The sequence below is a fragment of the Stenotrophomonas sp. 22LJNL06-5-1 genome, assembly GCF_056861455.1.
The window spans coordinates 142,295-160,985 of record NZ_JBSPUE010000006.1 but is presented as its reverse complement, the minus strand read 5'-3'; the positions used below and the strand labels follow the sequence as shown (position 1 = coordinate 160,985).

At 59.8% G+C, this 18,691-nt stretch carries 15 protein-coding genes; 2 read left to right on the top strand and 13 right to left on the bottom strand.

From position 1 onward, the window contains the following. The 6 genes from AC13GF_RS14260 to AC13GF_RS14235 all read right to left on the bottom strand — a co-directional run bounded on the left by AC13GF_RS14260 (position 1) and on the right by AC13GF_RS14235 (position 6,345). Positions 1–1,047, bottom strand: a complete 1,047-nt coding sequence (locus AC13GF_RS14260; protein WP_189719593.1) for a hypothetical protein — start codon at positions 1,045–1,047, stop codon at positions 1–3. After that, complete coding sequence (locus AC13GF_RS14255; RefSeq protein ID WP_032129299.1) at positions 1,044–2,078, bottom strand: radical SAM protein; 1,035 nt, start codon at positions 2,076–2,078, stop codon at positions 1,044–1,046. Before AC13GF_RS14255 ends, AC13GF_RS14260 begins: the two co-directional genes overlap by 4 nt. Before the next feature lie 174 nt (positions 2,079–2,252). Beyond that, positions 2,253–3,539: an alpha/beta hydrolase gene (locus AC13GF_RS14250; RefSeq protein WP_483005027.1), complete on the bottom strand. Its 1,287-nt coding sequence runs from the start codon at positions 3,537–3,539 to the stop codon at positions 2,253–2,255. 564 nt (positions 3,540–4,103) lie between these two features. Then, the gene (locus AC13GF_RS14245; protein ID WP_483005026.1) at positions 4,104–4,583 is read right to left on the bottom strand and encodes a hypothetical protein; all 480 of its coding nucleotides are present in this window, start codon (positions 4,581–4,583) and stop codon (positions 4,104–4,106) included. Positions 4,584–4,668: 85 nt separating this feature from the next. Then, the gene (locus tag AC13GF_RS14240) at positions 4,669–5,406 is read right to left on the bottom strand and encodes a hypothetical protein (protein WP_483005025.1); all 738 of its coding nucleotides are present in this window, start codon (positions 5,404–5,406) and stop codon (positions 4,669–4,671) included. Positions 5,407–5,505: 99 nt separating this feature from the next. Then, complete coding sequence (locus AC13GF_RS14235) at positions 5,506–6,345, bottom strand: type 1 glutamine amidotransferase domain-containing protein (protein ID WP_483005024.1); 840 nt, start codon at positions 6,343–6,345, stop codon at positions 5,506–5,508. 97 nt (positions 6,346–6,442) lie between these two features. Here AC13GF_RS14235 and AC13GF_RS14230 point away from each other — a divergent pair, with 97 nt between their 5' ends. Then, positions 6,443–7,366 (top strand): LysR family transcriptional regulator, encoded by a 924-nt coding sequence (locus AC13GF_RS14230; protein ID WP_483005023.1) that lies wholly within the window; start codon positions 6,443–6,445, stop codon positions 7,364–7,366. A 550-nt stretch (positions 7,367–7,916) separates the two neighbouring features. Next, positions 7,917–8,291 carry a hypothetical protein gene (locus AC13GF_RS14225; protein WP_483005022.1) on the top strand — a complete coding sequence of 125 codons (375 nt, stop codon included), beginning with the start codon at positions 7,917–7,919 and terminating at the stop codon, positions 8,289–8,291. A 41-nt stretch (positions 8,292–8,332) separates the two neighbouring features. Here the strand turns inward: AC13GF_RS14225 and AC13GF_RS14220 are convergent, their stop codons facing one another. From AC13GF_RS14220 to AC13GF_RS14190, 7 genes are all read right to left on the bottom strand, one after another. Next, entirely contained in the window at positions 8,333–10,180 is a 1,848-nt protein-coding gene (locus AC13GF_RS14220; RefSeq protein ID WP_483005021.1) for a DUF3732 domain-containing protein, read from the bottom strand. After that, the gene (locus tag AC13GF_RS14215; RefSeq protein WP_483005020.1) at positions 10,177–10,617 is read right to left on the bottom strand and encodes a three component ABC system middle component; all 441 of its coding nucleotides are present in this window, start codon (positions 10,615–10,617) and stop codon (positions 10,177–10,179) included. Before AC13GF_RS14215 ends, AC13GF_RS14220 begins: the two co-directional genes overlap by 4 nt. Further along, on the bottom strand, positions 10,614–11,828 hold the full coding sequence (locus AC13GF_RS14210) for an ABC-three component system protein (RefSeq protein ID WP_483005019.1): 1,215 nt from the start codon (positions 11,826–11,828) through the stop codon (positions 10,614–10,616). Before AC13GF_RS14210 ends, AC13GF_RS14215 begins: the two co-directional genes overlap by 4 nt. Before the next feature lie 372 nt (positions 11,829–12,200). Then, entirely contained in the window at positions 12,201–13,766 is a 1,566-nt protein-coding gene (guaA, locus tag AC13GF_RS14205; RefSeq protein ID WP_097047922.1) for a glutamine-hydrolyzing GMP synthase, read from the bottom strand. A 103-nt stretch (positions 13,767–13,869) separates the two neighbouring features. Next, the gene (guaB, locus tag AC13GF_RS14200) at positions 13,870–15,327 is read right to left on the bottom strand and encodes an IMP dehydrogenase (protein WP_075676539.1); all 1,458 of its coding nucleotides are present in this window, start codon (positions 15,325–15,327) and stop codon (positions 13,870–13,872) included. A gap of 327 nt (positions 15,328–15,654) precedes the next feature. Then, the gene (folD, locus tag AC13GF_RS14195) at positions 15,655–16,533 is read right to left on the bottom strand and encodes a bifunctional methylenetetrahydrofolate dehydrogenase/methenyltetrahydrofolate cyclohydrolase FolD (RefSeq protein WP_132809944.1); all 879 of its coding nucleotides are present in this window, start codon (positions 16,531–16,533) and stop codon (positions 15,655–15,657) included. Between the two features lie 166 nt (positions 16,534–16,699). After that, entirely contained in the window at positions 16,700–18,532 is a 1,833-nt protein-coding gene (locus tag AC13GF_RS14190) for a monovalent cation:proton antiporter-2 (CPA2) family protein (RefSeq protein ID WP_126929942.1), read from the bottom strand. Positions 18,533–18,691: the final 159 nt, after the last annotated feature.

Here is an 18,691-nt window from a genome sequence, read left to right as displayed (position 1 = left end):
CTACTCCGCAGAGATTGACCGCATGCCGTAAACGTAAGTCGCTTCGACAATCGTCTCAAATGCATCTTCTTCATAGGTGACAAGGCCGACGTTTCGCATCGCGCGCAGGAACGAGCGAACCTCGTTCTTTATTACGAGTTTTGCGTGTTCGTCGTAAAGGCCGGGGGCTCCCAGGATGGAAGCTGCACGATGTGCAACGTCGCAACTGTCGCAGATGTCACCGTCCAGCCGACTCAGCTGGCCGTTGAACACATGATTGTATGACGGTATCTGGGTCTCGTTTCCGGCAACCACTACCTTGTTCACAACGGCAACCATGGTGAATGCAGCCACGGCTACGGTCACACCAACAATGGCGTCAACAGCCGCAACCACAATCACAGCCGCGCCAACAACCGCTTGACCAGGGGCTGTCCGCAGAAGCTCCGCCACACTGGCGAGGGCCGCGAGGTCTGCCGTTGTAGGAGGCTTGTCAGTAGCTTTGATGAAAGCGAGTACCGATTCGGCATCGGGAGACTCGTCCCCAGAAAGCTCCATCACGCCGCGGATCATGTCTATATTGCTCTGGAGTGCGTGCTGCATCTTCATGGTGAGCACGTCTTCCTTTGGACGCGCCAACGCACCAGATGCCTGGAGATAGTTCAACATTTGCGTATAGTCACGACGTTTGGCCGCGTCTTGTACATCCCTATCCGACAGAGCAACCAGCAGAGCCAGAGATGGTGCGTTCAGTGTCTCTTTGCTGGTGTCGAACCCAAGCGTGGAAAGATATCGACCAGGATTGGTGTTGAAGAGCGAACGCTTCTTCTCGTCAGAAAACATATCGACAGCAGCGGCACTCAACTTTGACCAGTGATCCCAGCCGGCTGCAGGCATGCCGCTACGCGAGAGTGGAAGAAGCATTCGTGTTGCGTTGACATCCGTGCCGCCGGTAAGGCTCGCAGGTGTGCCGAACACCCTCTTGTCGCCCGCGGCAGCCGCCGCCCCGGAAATTGATGCAGCAGCACTGGCCGCGAGTGTGGACTGGATGAACTTCCGCCGCTTCATTTGAACGCTCCTTGTTGCCGAGAAAGGGTGTCTACTGCCTTACCGAGTGCGTGGCGACTCATTACCTCTGGAATGAACTTCTGGTAATCCGATTCAAGTCTTGCGCGCACTTCACTGTTCTTGTGAAGCACTGCGCAGTCGTGGCACATGTGCACCGATCCATTCAGTAGTTCATCGGCTTTCTCTTCGCCCATCACGCGCCTGATGATCTCCGCAGGGCCGTCCACTCTGATCCAGAACTTGAGGAAATCGTCCGTTTGAGAGAGATAGGCGTTGCTGACGCCATCCTCGAGACGCCCAACTTTCATCTCTGGGATGTGCTCAAGTGTCAGTCCGCAACAGGCAGCGACTTCCTTGTAGGGCGTGACAACGATGTTGTCATGAATCTGGTGGCACGGGGCTATTCGCAGGTGCTGTGGAACCGTATTCTCGCGCTTGACCTGATCGCTTTTGAACTCCATCCAGCTGTTTGACTGCAGTTGCAAGCCCTTCTTCAGAAGCATCCGTATTGTCGAATCCTCGGCGAAGGTCGCCATTGTTCGACCGTCTTCCGTGTCTGCCTCCACCGTCACGAGAACGTGCAGCCCCGCAGTGAGGCCGGCCTCGGCAGCATTGACCACGGAAGAATGAGGTACCCACTCCTGATGATCTTTGCCGGAGCTGATATTGAGCTCTTTCAATCCCGCGGTTGAAAGCTTTTCAGCCCAACGCTTCGCGGTGGATCGGGTCTTCGCCCAGGAGCCATTCGATACCATCCGCGTGCCGAGCCCTAGCGATGTCGCTTCGGCTATCACACTGATCAAATCGTCTTTGAGAAGTGTCGCCTCGCCGCCGGTGAAGACGATGACAGACAGCGAGGGGAAGGAGCCTTTGGCATCATGAAGCGCTGTGATCATCTCATCGCGACTGAGCCTTCCTTTGACCGTCGGGCTCGACTCGAAACAGCACTGAACGCATGCCGCAGTGCAGCGATAGGTTGTGATAAACGTCAGCGTCCTGGGCGATAGCACCTGGGTAGCGCATAAATCCATTTTTGCTTCTCCATGTTACTGGCAAGGGCCAATCCGGGCCGCCTGTGGACACTACGGCGGGTCCAAACAGCAGATCCACCATAAGGAATATTTCGGAAGATTGAAACCCCGCAGATCTTCGATTGCATATTTGACGGGAGAACGCCTACGGGCGCTCATGGCCCGACAGCCTCATTACTTCTGGGCTTTAAGCCAACGCGCGAGATCGCTGATCATTACCGGGTCCACGCTTCCGGGCTGCATGTATTCCTGGGGGGAAGCCGGGCCATCACCTGCAATGCCGAGGTGGTTGAGTGCGGAATACTCTCTCAGTTGCACTTCCTGCTGCCCCTCCAGCGATTCGTTCCACATGCGCCAGTCAATCGCTGTTACCTGAAAATCGCGGCCACCATGCAATAGAAGCAATGGTTTCCGGAGTGACCTGGCGTCACCGCGCGCGTCAACTGCTTCGATGCTCTTCCAGAAGGATTGGGGTGCACCCAGCGGGAGCTTGCTGGCCTCAACTTCCTGATCACCCAAAGCAGCCGCGATTTGTGTATCCAGCATGGCCAGCTGCTCTTCCGCTTTTGGCCCAAGCTGCCCGTCTACCGAAAGGAGGCGGCGGGTCTGCTCTGGAATAATCTGCAACAGGCTTCGCGCGGGTGCGGCCCATAGGACTACCCCTCTCACTTCAGGTGATCGCTGGGCGATGCGCGGCGCCAGCATCGCGCCTTGGCTATGGCCCAGCACAAATAGACGCTTGCCATCTATGCTTCGATCAGCGCCCAACGCCGTGAGCGCGGCGACCGCATCGTCGGTTGTTTCATCATCAATGCTGAAGTCGCCATTAAGATCCTGGGGGCGCGCACGGCTTCGCTTGTCGTATCGAAGTACTGCGATACCCTGCGCGGCGAGACCGCGCGCGACGTCCAGGAAGGGCCGATTGGGTCCAACGGTTTCGTCACGATCCTGCGGTCCTGAGCCATGCACCAGCACAACGGCGGGAAATGGGCCTTCTCCTTTGGGAAGCGATAGCGTGCCTGGAAGCGCACCGCGTGCCTGTGGAACGACGAAATCGATCTCATGGTAGCTGGCACTGGCCGGGGCCGGCGCCGCTTGTTCGGGCGCGGCGGGCCGCAACATTAACCCGGCGACTTTCTCCTGTTTGTCGACCACCACTTGTGCAACAAATCGACCGTTGCTGAACTGCAATGGCACCAACACCAGCTGCATGCCTTCATGAGTGCTGATCGCTGCCAGGCCACGACTCTTCAAAGTCCCCAATGAGTTCCACAGGGTGCTGAGAGATTCCGCCGGTACCGCTTCGGCCATTTGTGGAGTGAACATTGCTTCGGCTTCAGCGATGCGCCCAGCCTCCAGGTGATCGAGCAAGCGGGCTACGACTTGCTCAGGCTCTGCTGCGACCGCTGAATGAACAAGCATCGTTAGCGACAAGATCAACATCCCAATGCGCTTCTTCAATGTTATAGCTCCATCTTGACGCTGCCCAACAGGGGTAGTCAGCGTCGACGTGATAGCGCTCACCAACCCAGTTCTGGCGGATTCGTTGAGTCGAGGCAGCGCATACGCAGTTCATCCTGAATGACGCCATCATGGATGCATGCGGGTACGGAGGTCAACGTGTGCTAGAGGTGGCTGCGATTCTTGGTTGGAGATGGGTCGCAAGCAAGCGGGGATATTCGTCTAGAGCGCGCTACGAACTTTGAAGCAGATATACCCCTCGCTGACACAGGCCGGCTTCACAGCCTGACCGGTCACATGCTGGACCTTCCGAGCCAGAGTGCCAACCTGCGCGCGCTCCTGCTCATTCGCCAGCACGGGCAATATATGGCCGAGCGTGTCCACGGCAATGTGAAACTTGCTTCCATTCTTGCGTTTATTGTCGTCATAGCCTGCGCGCGGGCCACCCCCGCACGTCGATTGCGCAACAAACGCCCATTTCTCATCGATCACATCGGTCGAACAGGGGCTGCGCGCTGTGATGCCATTGCAGTGACACTGTTCATGCCGAACTTCAAACACGCTCTAGAAGATGACGCTTGCCCGATCAACGGTCGCGAGCGGATTAGCCTTCCGCACCGCCTCCAGGAACAGCAGGAAGTCGCGGTTGAACAGCGACAGATTGTTGGTGAACGTCACGCACTTTCTACCCGATGCTCTGCTGAAGCATACCTGCCAGACATAGCGCGCGTAGATGACATCGGACGTTCGTGTGACTGAGGTGATCTGGGAGAGCGGAACTGCCGTGGGTACCGGGCCCCGCTGCAGGTAGAAGGATTCTGTATCAAAGAAGTAGTGCTCCCGATCCTCTTTCCCATCCACCATCACCAAGGTCATGGACGTGCCGGAGATCCGGCGCGGGGAATTCAAACGCAACCCTGATCCCAACGCCGAACGGGCTCTCGCTGACATTTGCCGAAGGATGAACCAAAGGATCACCAACGGAAGTGCCGCAAGGACAACAAAACCTACGGTCTTCAAAACAGTTTCCAGCGTGCTGGGCACACAGATCTCCAGGATGAACGTTCAGGCAATGGCGACGCCCGGGTAGATCCACGCCACGCGTGGATGGCGCTCCCTCAACGCCCCATCACTTCCAATGATCCGGCCCCAGGAACGGCAGGCTCAACACAAACACCGGAACCGCCACCGGCACCAACGCCGCACCCAGCACCTTTCCGGCCGCCGTCCCAACCCCAGGCTTTTCCGTATCGTCCGGCCGGATCCGCTCAGCCCGCGCGGTGATCGACTGCGGCAGCTTCGCCTTCGCGGCCAGCGCCGCAGCATCCGGCAACGTCACCCGCTCGCCATCACTCTCGAACAGCGCGCTGTAGTAGCTTCCGCCCTGCCTGGAAAGGTTGCAGTCCGGGTTGGCCGCCAGCTCGTAGCGGCTCCGGGCTTCAAGAATGTACGGCCGGCGCGTCAACGCATCGATGGCCTTGGCCACCCTCGGGCTGATCTCCAACCGCTCCAGCTTGAACTGCGCCGCCTGTTCCGGCGTCACCTGCTCCGGCCGCAGCAGCAGCGCGTAGCTGCCATGCACCTTGGCCCGGTCGGCCGGCACGCGCCAGTCCTCACGGAAGTACATCTGCGCGCAGACCACGGCCTCGCGCAGCGGGCTGTCCATCAGGGCGCGGTAATCACGGAACGGCGCCGCATCAAAGCGCATGGGTTCGTCATAGACCGTCAGCAGGTACAGCTTGCCATCGTCGGCCACGAATGCGCTGGTGATCTCGCGATTGGAATGATGGTAATCCGGCCCGCTGGCGCAGCCAGACAGCAGGGTCAGGCATAGGGCGGAAAGAATGAAGAGGATGGACGTTCGCATTTCGTATTGAAGGGCTTCCCTGGAAAACCGCCCCCCCCCCATAAGGACGGGGCCAGTCCGCCATGGTGCCACGGCGCCGCTTGCGATGCAGGGCCCGCCTTACTTCAACCGCTCCACCAGCCGCTGCCCCACCTCCAGCGCCGAAGCCGGGTTCTGCCCGGTAATCAGCTCGCGGTCCACCACCACATGCCCGGTCCACGGCGTGGTATTGCTGCCGAACTTCGCACCCGCCCGCTGCAACGCAGTCTGCGGGTAGAACTTCATCTCACCACCACCCAGCAACGGCTTGGCCTGCGCTTCTTCCTGGTTGCTGATCACCGTCATCTGGTAGCCGCTGTAGATCCACTTCGGCGTGGCCGGCATCGCACCCGCTTCCAGCGTCGCCACGAACCCAGCGGCAACCGGCAGCGTGGACAGCAGCGCGATCGGCCCGTGGCAGACCAGCGCGGTGGTCTTGTTGCGCCGGTGGAAGTCGGCCAGCAGCCGGCCAAGCGCGGGGCTCTTCAGCAGGTCCTGCATCGGCGCGTGGCCACCGGGAATGTAGACCGCATCGAAACGCGCGTAGCCTTGCTGCTCCACGCGCGCAAGGCTGACCACCGGCGATGCCGTCGGCGAGGTCAGCGCCAATTTCTCCAGCAGCTCCTTGTGCAGCGTCAGCTGCGCGGCATCGTTACCGAAATACGCCGGCGTCACCGAGGACGCATCCACCGTCGGCGCCCGCCCCTGCGGCGTGGCGAAGGTCACCTCGTGGCCGGCGTCGAGCAGCAGCTTGACCGGCTGCATCAGCTCGTTGAGATAGAAGCCGGTGGACAGCACCTTGCCGTCCTTCAGGTCCAGGTGGTTTTCGTCGGACAGCACCACCAGCACGTTGGCAGCCTGCACGCCGGTCACGGCCAGGGTCAGGGCCAGCGCTGCGGCCAGCCGGGTCATCAGGTTCATGGGATAACTCCTATCGGGGAATGGCCGCCACTTTATTCATCGCCCCAGCGGCGATAAATTGGCCCCATCACAAAACATCTGTTCCCCGGAGAGCCAAATGAGCCGCAAGTTCGACTACCTGGGCGATGTGGAGGTGTTCCTGGCGGTGGTCGAGCACGGCTCGTTCACCGCCGGCGCGGTGGCGCTGTCCACCACGCCCTCGGTGCTCAGCCGCGCGGTCACCCGCCTGGAAGCGCGGCTGGGCCGGCAGCTGTTGCAGCGGACCACCCGCCGTGTGGGCCTGACCGACGCCGGGCGGCTCTATCTGGAACAGGTGCGCACCGCCTTTGGCCTGCTGGACGACGCCGAGCGCGACGTACTGGCCCAGGACGGTGCACTGGCCGGCCGCGTGCGCCTGAGCGTGCCCACCACCTATGGCCACTACCGGCTGCCGCCCGTGCTGGCGCGCTTTGCGCGGCAGTACCCGCAGGTGCAGGTGGAACTGAACATCACCAACCGCAACGTGGACCTGGTGGCCGAAGGCTTCGACCTGGCCATCCGCCTGGGCCAGTTGCCGGACAGCGGGCTGGTGGGGCGGAAGCTGGAGGATGCGCCTTTGGTGCTGGTGGCTTCGCCGGAGTACCTGCAGCGCTGTGGTACGCCGCAGACGCTGGACGACCTGCAGCAGCACCTGTGCCTGCCGTTCGTGATGCCGCGCACCGGGCGGTTGGCGCCGTGGGTCTTCCGCGACGGCGGGCGCGACGTGGACTGGCTGCCGCGTTCGTCCATCGAGACCTCCGACGATGTGCTGGGCGTGGTGTCGCTGGCCGGACAGGGCATCGGCATCTGCCAGAGCTATGAATTCATCGTGCGCGAGCGGCTGCAGCGTGGGGGGCTGGTGGAGGTGTTGCCGCAGCTGCGGGGGAGATCGCGGCCGTTCTCGGTGATCTATGCGCCGCATCGGCGGCAGTCGGCGGCGGCGCGGGCGATGATTGAGTTGCTGGTGGGGAATGCGAGCGCGGCTGAGGATCGCGTTGGTTGAGGCTGCGAGCTTGTTAACGGTGTCGGGTTTGAACCGATTTTCGGAGTGTGCGGCTGATCGCGCGCCGTCGCTTGGCGAGGCGGACTAAGAACTGTTGCAAAGAAGGCCGTCGCGCTATTCGCTTGTGGCATGGACGATTGCGCCACTTTGATTCGTAACTAACAGAGCAGCTGCGCGAATGCGTCTGCTGGCGTCGCGTGCTGCACGAAAGGTGCGTGCAACAATAGTTCTTCGCTTTCGGATTCCGCGATTCCTTCGCGAATTTCTATTGGCATTCGAAGCGGCTGCGTAAACACCATGGCGCGCCACCGACAACGGGTGGCCCCGGGTCTGCAAACCCGTTTGATGCACGCGCAAGTTGTTTACGCTTGCCCGTCGGCACCGTCCTTAACCGGTGCCGGCGGGCAATCCGTCGGCCTTTCTGGCGGGCGGTGCGTGGGAGTCTTCGGACTCACCGGCCAATAGCGCTGCATCAACCGGTTTGCAGCCACGCATCGTCCGCCACCTCTTCACGGTGGCGCTGTTAAGCACAGCCACGGAAGCCGACGCCATGAACGAATCCGACACCTTCTCCTCGTACACCGTTGTTGAGCCCATCAACGACGACACTCCCCTGCCCGATCTGAACTCCCTGCTCGGTATCCTCGAGCGCATGCGCGGTTGCGAGGGGGCTGACGGTCACCCGTGGCCAGAGACCGACGTGTCACCCGGCCGTCGCGTGAGCCTGGCGCGGAGCGAACGCGCGATGGTGGGGGCGCTGACGGTTCTGGAGTTGCTGCACGCCGCAGACCGCTGCCGGGTAGCTGCGGACCCGGAGCGGCATTTGGATGAGGGGGTTGTGGATGGCCTGTTTCTGGCCTGCCGGGGGTTGGCCGAGTGGGCTTGTCAGGAAGTTCGGCCCAATCCCGAACAATCAAAGAGATGAAAGGCGCCCAGCTTTAGCAGCTCATCCATGCAGAACTAGATTTACGGCAGCCAAGATCTGGGAATCAGCGCTTCACCACCACGGAATTCGGGGAGCAAGTGCACATATTCCATTCCCTCAAATGCCGCCCTTGGGACATGCTCGAACACAATCATTTGGAATTGCGCGGCATACTCTCTATTCATCTTTCCAATAAAATCACTTAGCAGCTTGAATGCTATTGAAACCTTTTCACTATCACTATTATCCAATGCAATGCCATCCATACCCCCCTCATCAGGATAATATGGCCGACTTGGCTGATCAATAATTAGACACCTCGGAACAAAGGGCGAGCCATGACTAATTGCCACCTCATGAAGCGCAAGAAATTGCAAAAGATGCAAGAACATGTGATTCGAGCTACTCCCGACATTCTCAATTAGACTTGACTTTGGCTTCCTAAGCCTAAGCCTTTTCTCCTTATAAGAAAAATCCGTCTGATACTTTGAATAGTTTGCAAGAGCCGCACCTGTCTCAGCAAGGTAGTCCTGAGCTATTTCGTTAATCATTGAAACAACGGATGCCCTTGTTTCATCAACGTCACGAACGTTGATCGAATCAATCTCATTCTGCAGTTGATCAGCGGATGAATGCAGATGAATCGAGGGGGCCTTTGGAGTAGAGTCAAATACACTAAGGCGCCCCTTCGTTTCCCCTACGAACAACCATTTATCACGCTCCGACTCGAATGATCTAGGCTCTTCCGGAAGCGCCTCCAGCTCACGACGAAGCCCCCCTTGCTCAATAGTCAGTGCATCGATAATAGATCCAACCTGGCCGTCGACGGGCTGCTTCCGACTCGTGGATCTTCTTATCTCCGAAAGATCGAACTTCAAACTCGCCATCAAATCATCAAATATTTCAGATTTAACTAATAGTGGCGCATTCTCTATTAGATGACCAACCGGAAGCAAGCTATCTTCCGCCGAGCTCAGTGCCCGCTTGTATTCCTTATAATCAGCTGAGAACTGTCGCAGCTGCCGAAGTCTTTTATCCACGGAGAACAACTCGGCAGCGATCTCTGCGCGACGACCCATCGCCTTCCCGGTATCAACTGAAGCAGCTCGCTCGATTGCATCTCGGACAGCCTCGCGAGAAATATTCTTAACGCTTGAATCAAATATTCCATATTCGGCAGCTCGTGAAGCTATAGTGCGTATTTCATCATCGAAATCATCTTGCCCCGCGTGAAGCCGCGACTCTCTGCGCAGCACCTTTGCAAGCTCCCGCCCCAAAACATCACGTCGCTCGCGCGCGGCCATATTCCCGAGATCGTCAATTCCCAGAGCCATATCAAATATACGAGGGAGCGCTTCCCGGTAGCGATCCTCAGACTGCTTATCAAAAAACACCTTACTATTAGTAATAATATCTTCAGATATTGTATTGAACATCAAAAAATATCTAAACGACACCTTGGAGCCTGCCTTTATCGCTCCACCGCCGAATGGGACTACAACACCCCCATCAATACTAAATTCGCTTTCAATTATCTTCTTGATATCATCCTCACGTGCATTCGGCACGGGCACATCAGGAAGATTGCCGATTGAAGAGAAAAAGTACTCCGCCGATACTTTGTTTCCTTCCGGACTTCTCCTGGCTAGCGTGTATACCTTTTCATTGACATAGAAGACAACCCCATACCAAGCAACGTTTTCATTTATTACGCTATCTGGCAGCTTATGCGAGCCAGCCAAGAAGCAATAGTCAATTATATCCAGGAGAGCGCTTTTCCCGGTGTGACTCTCGCCAGATATTACATTAACTCTATTCCTCTCGAAATCAAGCGAACGGCACTCGCCACTCTTTGACCATATAACAATTTTATCGAAACCAAATTTCACAGTTTCACCCTAAAATTTAGATAAAGCTCTTCATCTGATGAACTCAGAAGACTAGAAATGTGGCCCGACGCCTTCACGATGCGAATTGCTCGATCACCAAATTCAGGGCCAATTTTCAGGGGAGACACTAGCTTGACACCCCCGTCAAATTCCACGTATCCGGCCGCAACAAGCCATTGAATTGCATTTACCGATGTGACGAGGCTACTGAAGAATCTCTCATTGAAGTTCGCAAATAAGTCCGGGCGCACTGCGACGAGACCGGATACTTCACGGAACGCCACATTCGATCGCCCTAGGTAGCGCACGGTCGAATCGTGCATAACCAATGGCATGATAAGAATCGTCTTTGCAACGGATAATTCTTTGGAATGGGCAAGCACGGAAAGGATTGATGAGGCACATATCGCGGGATTGTTATAGGCAGACCCAATCATTCAGACACCTGTGCCCAGTCCCTGTGCCAACCAATCTTTCCGATATCTGAAAGATAATAAAGCTCACCATTACTCAGCTTGACATCCAGCACACTCTCATTTAGCGAGAAGCGCTCCCTCTTAAGGCGCCTAAGTATATCCATGCCACAATCAACGACATCCTCTATGGACTTGCACTTTTCGAATGCCCCGTGGAATTCATTGTCCCAGCTTGTATAGACCTCATCATGGAAGCGGGCAACTTCTTCACCAACAAGGTCTCCTGCCTGAACCCACCTCTCCAAGTTGGTTGAGAGACGAATCTTTTGACCGGTATATTCTATGGCCCGCTCCTTATCGGAAGCACTCAGCGCACCAACTTCAATTAACCGAGCAACAAATACCTGGTTAAATACGTCAGAGGGAACTATAGGCTCGAAGTTGTGCTGAACCAGCTTTCCACCTCGAGCATCCTCGAATATCTTCCGGTACCTTGCAATGAATTCGTCAAATGAGATTACGCAGAATCCACCATTTTTTACTGCAATGAAGTTGTCACTCCGCACCTGAGAATCAAGACGTTCGAACACTTGATCAATCTTATTCTCTGCGATGATTTTTTCATGGATTGATTTCTTAACCATTCCAATAATGTCATCGGCGCCCAGCTCAAACTTAACATTCGCAAGGAATCGTGAGCGCACCTGAACATTGAGAGCCAGCACTGAGGATATATACGCGGCGATCTTTGCGTCCTTTGTTTTTTCAAGGAGGCGTCCGAGATGAATATCCACATCACCAAAGTCGGATGTTCTTTGGCACTCCAAAAGCTTCTTTATGAAATCATTTGTCTTACTCTCGGACTTATTAGAGACAAGATGAAATTCAGTTTTCGCAACGAATAGCAGCTGCTCATCGACCGTTTTGCGCCCATCTGCCGCGTCCGAAATCACCTTAGACCAGTTGTACATGGTCTTCCACAAATCGCCATCGAGTTCGGTAAGCGCTATTGGACTGCCACTGGAATTAGTCTGAACCGTATGTTTTAACTGATAAAGAACATTAAAGTCCGCGGCCAACTCGGTGTGGACATCGTCCTTCAACTCAAGGCCTACGGATTGGCCTTTACCAAGATTCAGAATTCTGTATAGAAAGTAGTAGTGCTGATAGTCGAAACCGATACTTGTATCTGCCGCACTGGTCTTTTCTGTAAAGGATTTTTCGTCCGTCATGCGCCCCTCCTTTGCGCCGCGTTCCAGATTGACTCTCTAATCGCCCGTGACCCAAACCGCCAGTTTTTTGACGGCTCGGGCCTAGCAGGACGAAGCGTCAGTCCGGATCATACTGTGGTCAGTCCGACGTGGGAAACCTCGTTGGTGCTCTACGCAACTCCGAACTGGCTTCCCACCTTACGGGTAATGCCCAATCGCAAATCCGCTCTTCACTCAGCTCGACAATGTAGAGACCAGCGATCCGCAGCATTCTAGGTGGGCATTCAAGGAGGTCAGTTGGAGACGACTGAGAACAGGAACTGGAATCAGAGCAGCATCGAAAGTTCATCTACAAACAAAGAGGGCGCCTCTCGGCGCCCTCATTCTTTCAACTCATTCCCACTCAATGGTCGCCGGCGGCTTCCCCGAGATGTCATAAACCACCCGCGACACCCCCCGCAACTCATTGATGATCCGGTTGCTCACCGTACCCAGGAACTCATACGGCAGATGCGCCCAATGCGCCGTCATGAAGTCAATCGTCTCCACAGCCCGCAGCGCAATCACCCACTCATAAGCACGCGCATCGCCCACCACGCCCACCGACTTCACCGGCAGGAACACGGCAAACGCCTGGCTGGTCTTGTCGTACAGGTCCGCCTTGCGCAGCTCATCAATGAAGATGGCATCGGCCTTGGCCAGCAGCTCGGCGTATTCGCGCTTCACTTCGCCCAGGATACGCACGCCCAGGCCCGGGCCCGGGAACGGATGGCGGTAGACCATGGTCCGCGGCAGGCCCAGCTCAACGCCCAGGCGGCGCACTTCGTCCTTGAACAGCTCGCGCAGCGGCTCCACCAGGCCCAGCTTCATGTGCTCCGGCAGGCCGCCCACGTTGTGGTGGCTCTTGATCACATGCGCCTTGCCGGTCTTGCTGCCGGCCGACTCGATCACGTCCGGGTAGATGGTGCCCTGCGCCAGCCACTTGGCGTTCTTCAGCTTGTTCGACTCTTCGTCGAAGATCTCGACGAACAGGTTGCCGATGATCTTGCGCTTGGCTTCCGGGTCGCTCACGCCTTCCAGTGCGGCGAAGTAGCGGTCGGCGGCGTTCACGCGAACGACCTTTACGCCCATGTGCTCGGCGAACATCGCCATCACCTGGTCACCTTCCTGCCAGCGCAGCAGGCCGGTATCCACGAACACGCAGGTCAGCTTCTCGCCGATGGCCTTGTGCAGCAGCGCGGCCACCACGGACGAATCGACGCCACCGGACAGGCCCAGGATCACTTCGTCATCGCCCACCTGATCTCTTACGCGGGCAATCTGGTCGTCGATGATGTTGGCGGCGGTCCACAGGGTCTGGCAGCCGCACACGTCCACCACGAAGCGGCGCAGCAGCGCCTGGCCCTGCAGGGTGTGGGTCACTTCCGGGTGGAACTGCACGCCGTACCAGCGCTTTTCTTCGTTGGCCATGGCAGCCACCGGAATGCGGTCGGTGGTGGCGGTGATGGTGAAGCCCGGCGGTGCAACGGAGACGTGGTCGCCGTGGCTCATCCAGACATTCAGCTTCGGCTCGCCGCCGTGGTCGCTCAGGCCCTTGAACAGTGCATCGGGGTTGATCACGTTCACTTCGGCGTGGCCGAACTCGCGCTGGTCAGCCGCTTCAGTGGCACCGCCCAGCTGCGCAGCCAGGGTCTGCATGCCGTAGCAGATGCCGAAGATCGGCAGGCCGCTGTCGAACACTTCCTGCGGCGCGGCCGGCGCACCCGGCAGCGTGGTCGATTCTGGGCCACCTGACAGGATGATGCCCTTGGCGCCAAACGCGGCGATCTCGGCCGGGTTGTGGTCCCACGCCCAGATTTCGCAGTAGACGCCCAGCTCGCGGATGCGGCGGGCGATCAGCTGCGTGTACTGCGCGCCGAAATCGAGGATGAGGATCTTGTCGTTATGGATGTTGGTCATGGCGCCCCGGCAATGCAGTAGGGAAAACGAAATCAGATTTACGGCGGCAGATGGAGAAAGAGGAACGGGAAGTGCTTCCCCGTTCCTCTTTGCTCGGCCCGCGTCAGGCGCGGTAGTTCGGCGGCTCTTTGGTGATCGTCACGTCGTGGACGTGGCTCTCACGCTGGCCGGCGCCGCTGATCTTCACGAACTTGGGCTTGCTGCGCATGTCTTCGATGGTGGCACAGCCCACGTAGCCCATGGTGGCGCGCAGGCCGCCCATCAGCTGGTGGATGATGCCGCCCACCGGGCCGCGGTACGGCACGCGGCCTTCGATGCCTTCCGGCACCAGCTTGTCGGCGGTGGCGGCGTCCTGGAAGTAGCGGTCCTTCGACCCCTTCTCCATGGCAGCCAGCGAACCCATGCCGCGGTAGCTCTTGTACGAACGGCCCTGGTACAGCTCGGTCTCGCCCGGCGATTCTTCGGTACCGGCCAGCAGGCCGCCGACCATGATGGTCGAGGCACCGGCGGCCAGCGCCTTGCCGATGTCGCCCGAGTAGCGGATGCCACCGTCGGCGATCAGCGGGATGCGGTCCTGCAGCGCTTCGGCCACCAGGTCAATGGCAGTCACCTGCGGCACGCCGACGCCGGCGACGACGCGGGTGGTGCAGATCGAGCCCGGGCCGATGCCGACCTTGACCGCATCCGCGCCGCTGTCCAGCAGCGCCAGTGCGGCTTCGCCGGTGCAGATGTTGCCACCGATGACCTGCACGTGCGGGAAGTTCTTCTTGACCCAGCTGACGCGGTCCAGCACGCCCTGCGAGTGGCCGTGCGCGGTATCGACCACGATCACGTCCACGCCGGCGGCGACCAGCGCTTCCACGCGGCGGTCGGTGTCACCACCCACGCCGACGGCAGCGCCGACCAGCAGACGGGTCGACAGATCCTTGGCAGCGTTCGGGAAGTCGGTGTTCTTCTGGATGTCCTTGACGGTGATCAGGCCACGCAGCTCGAACGAATCATTGACCACCAGCACCTTCTCGATGCGGTTGCGGTGCAGCAGCTGCAGCACTTCGTCGGAGGCGGCGCCTTCCTTGACCGTGATCAGGCGATCCTTCTTGGTCATGATGTGGCGGACCGGATCGTCCAGCTCGGTCTCGAAGCGCATGTCGCGGTGGGTCACGATGCCGGCCAGCAGGCCGTCGCTGCCCACCACCGGCACGCCGGAGATGTTGTGCGCCTGGGTCAGGGCCAGCACGTCGCGGATGGTGGTTTCCGGGCCGACGGTGATCGGGTCGCGGATGACACCGGCCTCGAACTTCTTGACCTTGGCCACTTCCGCGGCCTGCTGTTCCAGGCTGAGATTCTTGTGGATGATGCCCATGCCGCCGAGCTGTGCCATGGCGATGGCCAGGCGGGCTTCGGTGACGGTGTCCATGGCTGCAGACAGGATCGGAAGCTTCAGCTTCAGGTCGCGAGTCAACCGAGTTTCGAGGTTGACGTCCTTGGGCAGGATGGTCGAATGGGCGGGGACGAGCGAGACGTCGTCGTAAGTGAGTGCTTCAGCCTGGATGCGCAGCATCGGCATACCCGAGATGTGGGGAAGCGCGACATTTTACCCCTTTTCAGGAGCCAAGAACAGCATTTTTGGTAGCCAGAATTGGATTTCCGCGCGACACAGTGTCGCACCAGCGGTGATCCGTTCAGGGCGCCCAAGCGCACCGCCTTTGGTAGGTGCCAACCTTGGTTGGCACAAACAGCCAGAGGCCTTCACCCCATCTGGGGTCCAGGTGCCGGACGGATCGTGCCAACCAAGGTTGGCACCTACCAGGAGCGGGTCATCGGCCTGCCCTGGCATTGTGCCGACCAACGGTCGGCACCCACCAACAGCAGACAGCTCCAACTGGGGTCAGCTCAGCGCTTCCGCCGCTTCCAACGTGTTCTGCATCAACGTGGCCACGGTCATCGGGCCCACGCCACCCGGCACGGGGGTGATCCAGCTCGCCCGCTGGGCAGCCGCTTCAAATCCAACATCACCCACCAGGCGGCCGTCATCCAACCGGTTGATACCCACATCGATCACCACCGCGCCCGGCTTCACCCACTCGCCCGGCACGATGCCCGGGCGGCCGACCGCCACCACCAGGATGTCGGCGTTGCGCACGGCCTGTTCCAGCACGTCCTTGGGGGTGAACTTGTGGCAGCTGGTCACGGTGCAGCCGGCAATCAGCAGCTCCAGACCCATCGGGCGGCCGACGTGGTTGCTCACGCCCACGATGGTGGCGTTGCGGCCGCGCACCGGCTGGTCGGTGTGGCCCAGCAGCGTGGTGATGCCGCGCGGGGTGCACGGGCGCAGGCCGAATTCGCGCAGGGCCAGGTGGCCGACGTTTTCCGGGTGGAAACCGTCCACGTCCTTGCGCGGGTCGATGCGCTGGATCAGCCGGCGCGCGTCGGGAATGCCGGGCAGCGGCAGCTGGATCAGGATGCCGTTGATCTTCGGATCGGCGTTGAGCTGGTCGATCAGGTCGAGCAGCTCGGCTTCGGTGGTACCGGCCGGCAGATCGTAGTCATGCGCTTCGATGCCGACCTTCTCGGCGGCACGGCGCTTGTTGCGCACGTACACGGTCGAAGCCGGGTCGCCACCCACCAGCACCACGGCCAGGCCCGGGCGACTGCCGCCGGCGGCCACGCGGGCGTCGACGCGCACCTTCAGGCTGTCGAGCAGGTCCTCGGCGATACGGCGGCCATCGAGGATGCGGGCAGGAAGCGGGGAGGCGGAATCGGTCATCGGGAGCAGGCGTGGGGCGGCGGGGACGCTATTGTCCCTGATTCACGCCCCCTCGCCCACCGCCGCGCGCCGACACCGCGCACCGGTAGTGCCGGCCGCTGGCCGGCAACCCGATGACGTCGGAACGTTTCCGTATTTGCCGGCCAGCGGCCGGCACTACCGGGCTTTATTCTTCCTCTTCCGGCACATCCTGCGGGTTCAGCGTCTTGCTCTCGCGCTTCGGCGCGGTGAACGGGGTCGGCGTCGGTACGCCCTGCGGGCTGTTGCCGTAGATCATGCGCGCGCCGGCATTCAAGCCACCGCCGGCAATCTCCAGCTCGAAGCGCTCCGCATCGCGGCGACGGATCTGCTCGGCAATCTCGATCGCGTCGTCTTCGTCTGCACCCAGTTCCACCAACGCGGCCTGGCCGAACAGCACTGCCGATTCAAACGTCTCGCGGATCTGGAAATCGACGCCGGCATGGATCAGCCGCAGCGAATGCTCGCGGTCGAACGAGCGCACCATCAGCTTGGCCTGCGGGAACTCGTGTGCCACCAGTTCGACGATGCGGTCGGCGGCCTCGGCCTTGTCCACGCACACCGCAATCGCACGCGCGGTCGCGGCACCCGAAGCATGCAGCACATCCAGGCGGGTGCCATCACCGTAATAGATCTTGAAACCAAATCGCGCGGCGCTCTGGATCATCTCCACATCGTTGTCGATGATGGTCACGTCCACGTCGCGCGCCAGCAGCGACTGGCTGGCGACCTGGCCGAAGCGGCCGAAGCCGATCAGCAGCACGCTGCCGGACAGGCCATCGGCCTCGTCCACGCCGTCCATGTTCACCGTCGGCTTCGGCGCGATGCGCTTGTAGACCAGCACCACCAGCGGGGTCAGCGCCATCGACAGCACCACCACGGCGGTGAAGTTGGCATTGATCTCCAGATCGATCACGCCGGCCGATGCGGCAGCGGAGAACAGCACGAAGGCGAACTCGCCGCCCTGCGCCATCAGCACGCCACGGTCCAGCGCCTGTGCGTGGTCGCTGCCCATGATGCGCGCCACCACATAGATGCACAGCGCCTTGGCTGCCATCAGGGCCAGCACCAGGCCGAGGATCAGCTGCCAGTGCGCAGCCACCACGCTCAGGTCCAGCGCCATGCCCACGCTGAGGAAGAACAGGCCGAGCAGGATGCCGCGGAACGGTTCGATGTCCGCCTCGATCTGGTGGCGGAAGGTCGATTCGCTCAGCAGCACGCCGGCCAGGAACGCGCCCATCGCCATCGACAGGCCGGACAGCTGCATCAGCAGCGCCGCACCGAGCACCACCAGCAACGCGGCGGCGGTCATCACCTCGCGCGCCTTCGATTCGGCCAGCAGGCGGAACAGCGGGTTGAGCAGGAAGCGGCCGACCAGCACCAGGCCGACGATGGCACCGACGCCGATCGCCACCGACAGCCAGCGCGAACCCTCGCCATCGGCGCTGCCCGCACTCGGGCCCATCCAGGCCACCAGCGCCAGCAACGGCACGATCAGCAGGTCTTCAAACAGCAGGATGGAGACGATCTTCTGCCCCGACGGCAGTGCGATGTCGCCGCGCTCGGCCAGCAACTGCATCACCACCGCGGTGGAGGTCAGCACGAAGCCGGTGGCGCCGATGAAGGCCACCTGCCACGGCAGGCCGAACAGCTTGGCGATGCTGGTCAGCACCAGCGCACAGGTGACGATCTGCAGCGTGCCCAGCCCGAAGATCTCCTTGCGCAGGCTCCACAGGTGCGAGGGCCGCATTTCCAGGCCGATCACGAACAGGAACATCACCACACCGAGCTCGGCGGTATGCAGGATGGCTTGGGGGTCGGAGAACCAGCCCAGCCCGAACGGTCCGATCGCCAGGCCAGCGGCGAAGTAGCCCAGTACCGAGCCCAGGCCGGCCCGGCGGAACAAAGGCACCATCACCACCGCCGCGCCCAACAGGGCCACGACCTTGACCAGCTCGCTGGTCGCTGCTTCTACCGCCATGCGGTGTTTTCCCCAAGATCCAGAATCGGGTTCAACAATAGAGCAATGCCGATGACGGCAATAGCACGCATGTTGCGTCGGATTGTCTTGGAGATGGAACGATGCCAGGAGTGACCCCCAGCATCATCCCGAAACCATGCATGCGCGTCGGTGGGTGCC

Excerpts from the sequence above, each read along its gene's own strand:
- AC13GF_RS14260 (WP_189719593.1), bottom strand. The coding sequence starts at position 1,047 with ATGAAGCGGCGGAAGTTCATCCAGTCCACACTCGCGGCCAGTGCTGCT.
- AC13GF_RS14255 (WP_032129299.1), bottom strand. The coding sequence starts at position 2,078 with ATGGATTTATGCGCTACCCAGGTGCTATCGCCCAGGACGCTGACGTTT.
- AC13GF_RS14240 (WP_483005025.1), bottom strand. The coding sequence starts at position 5,406 with ATGCGAACGTCCATCCTCTTCATTCTTTCCGCCCTATGCCTGACCCTG.
- AC13GF_RS14235 (WP_483005024.1), bottom strand. The coding sequence starts at position 6,345 with ATGAACCTGATGACCCGGCTGGCCGCAGCGCTGGCCCTGACCCTGGCC.
- AC13GF_RS14230 (WP_483005023.1), top strand. The coding sequence starts at position 6,443 with ATGAGCCGCAAGTTCGACTACCTGGGCGATGTGGAGGTGTTCCTGGCG.
- AC13GF_RS14225 (WP_483005022.1), top strand. The coding sequence starts at position 7,917 with ATGAACGAATCCGACACCTTCTCCTCGTACACCGTTGTTGAGCCCATC.
- AC13GF_RS14215 (WP_483005020.1), bottom strand. The coding sequence starts at position 10,617 with ATGATTGGGTCTGCCTATAACAATCCCGCGATATGTGCCTCATCAATC.
- AC13GF_RS14210 (WP_483005019.1), bottom strand. The coding sequence starts at position 11,828 with ATGACGGACGAAAAATCCTTTACAGAAAAGACCAGTGCGGCAGATACA.
- guaA (WP_097047922.1), bottom strand. The coding sequence starts at position 13,766 with ATGACCAACATCCATAACGACAAGATCCTCATCCTCGATTTCGGCGCG.
- guaB (WP_075676539.1), bottom strand. The coding sequence starts at position 15,327 with ATGCTGCGCATCCAGGCTGAAGCACTCACTTACGACGACGTCTCGCTC.
- folD (WP_132809944.1), bottom strand. The coding sequence starts at position 16,533 with ATGACCGATTCCGCCTCCCCGCTTCCTGCCCGCATCCTCGATGGCCGC.
- AC13GF_RS14190 (WP_126929942.1), bottom strand. The coding sequence starts at position 18,532 with ATGGCGGTAGAAGCAGCGACCAGCGAGCTGGTCAAGGTCGTGGCCCTG.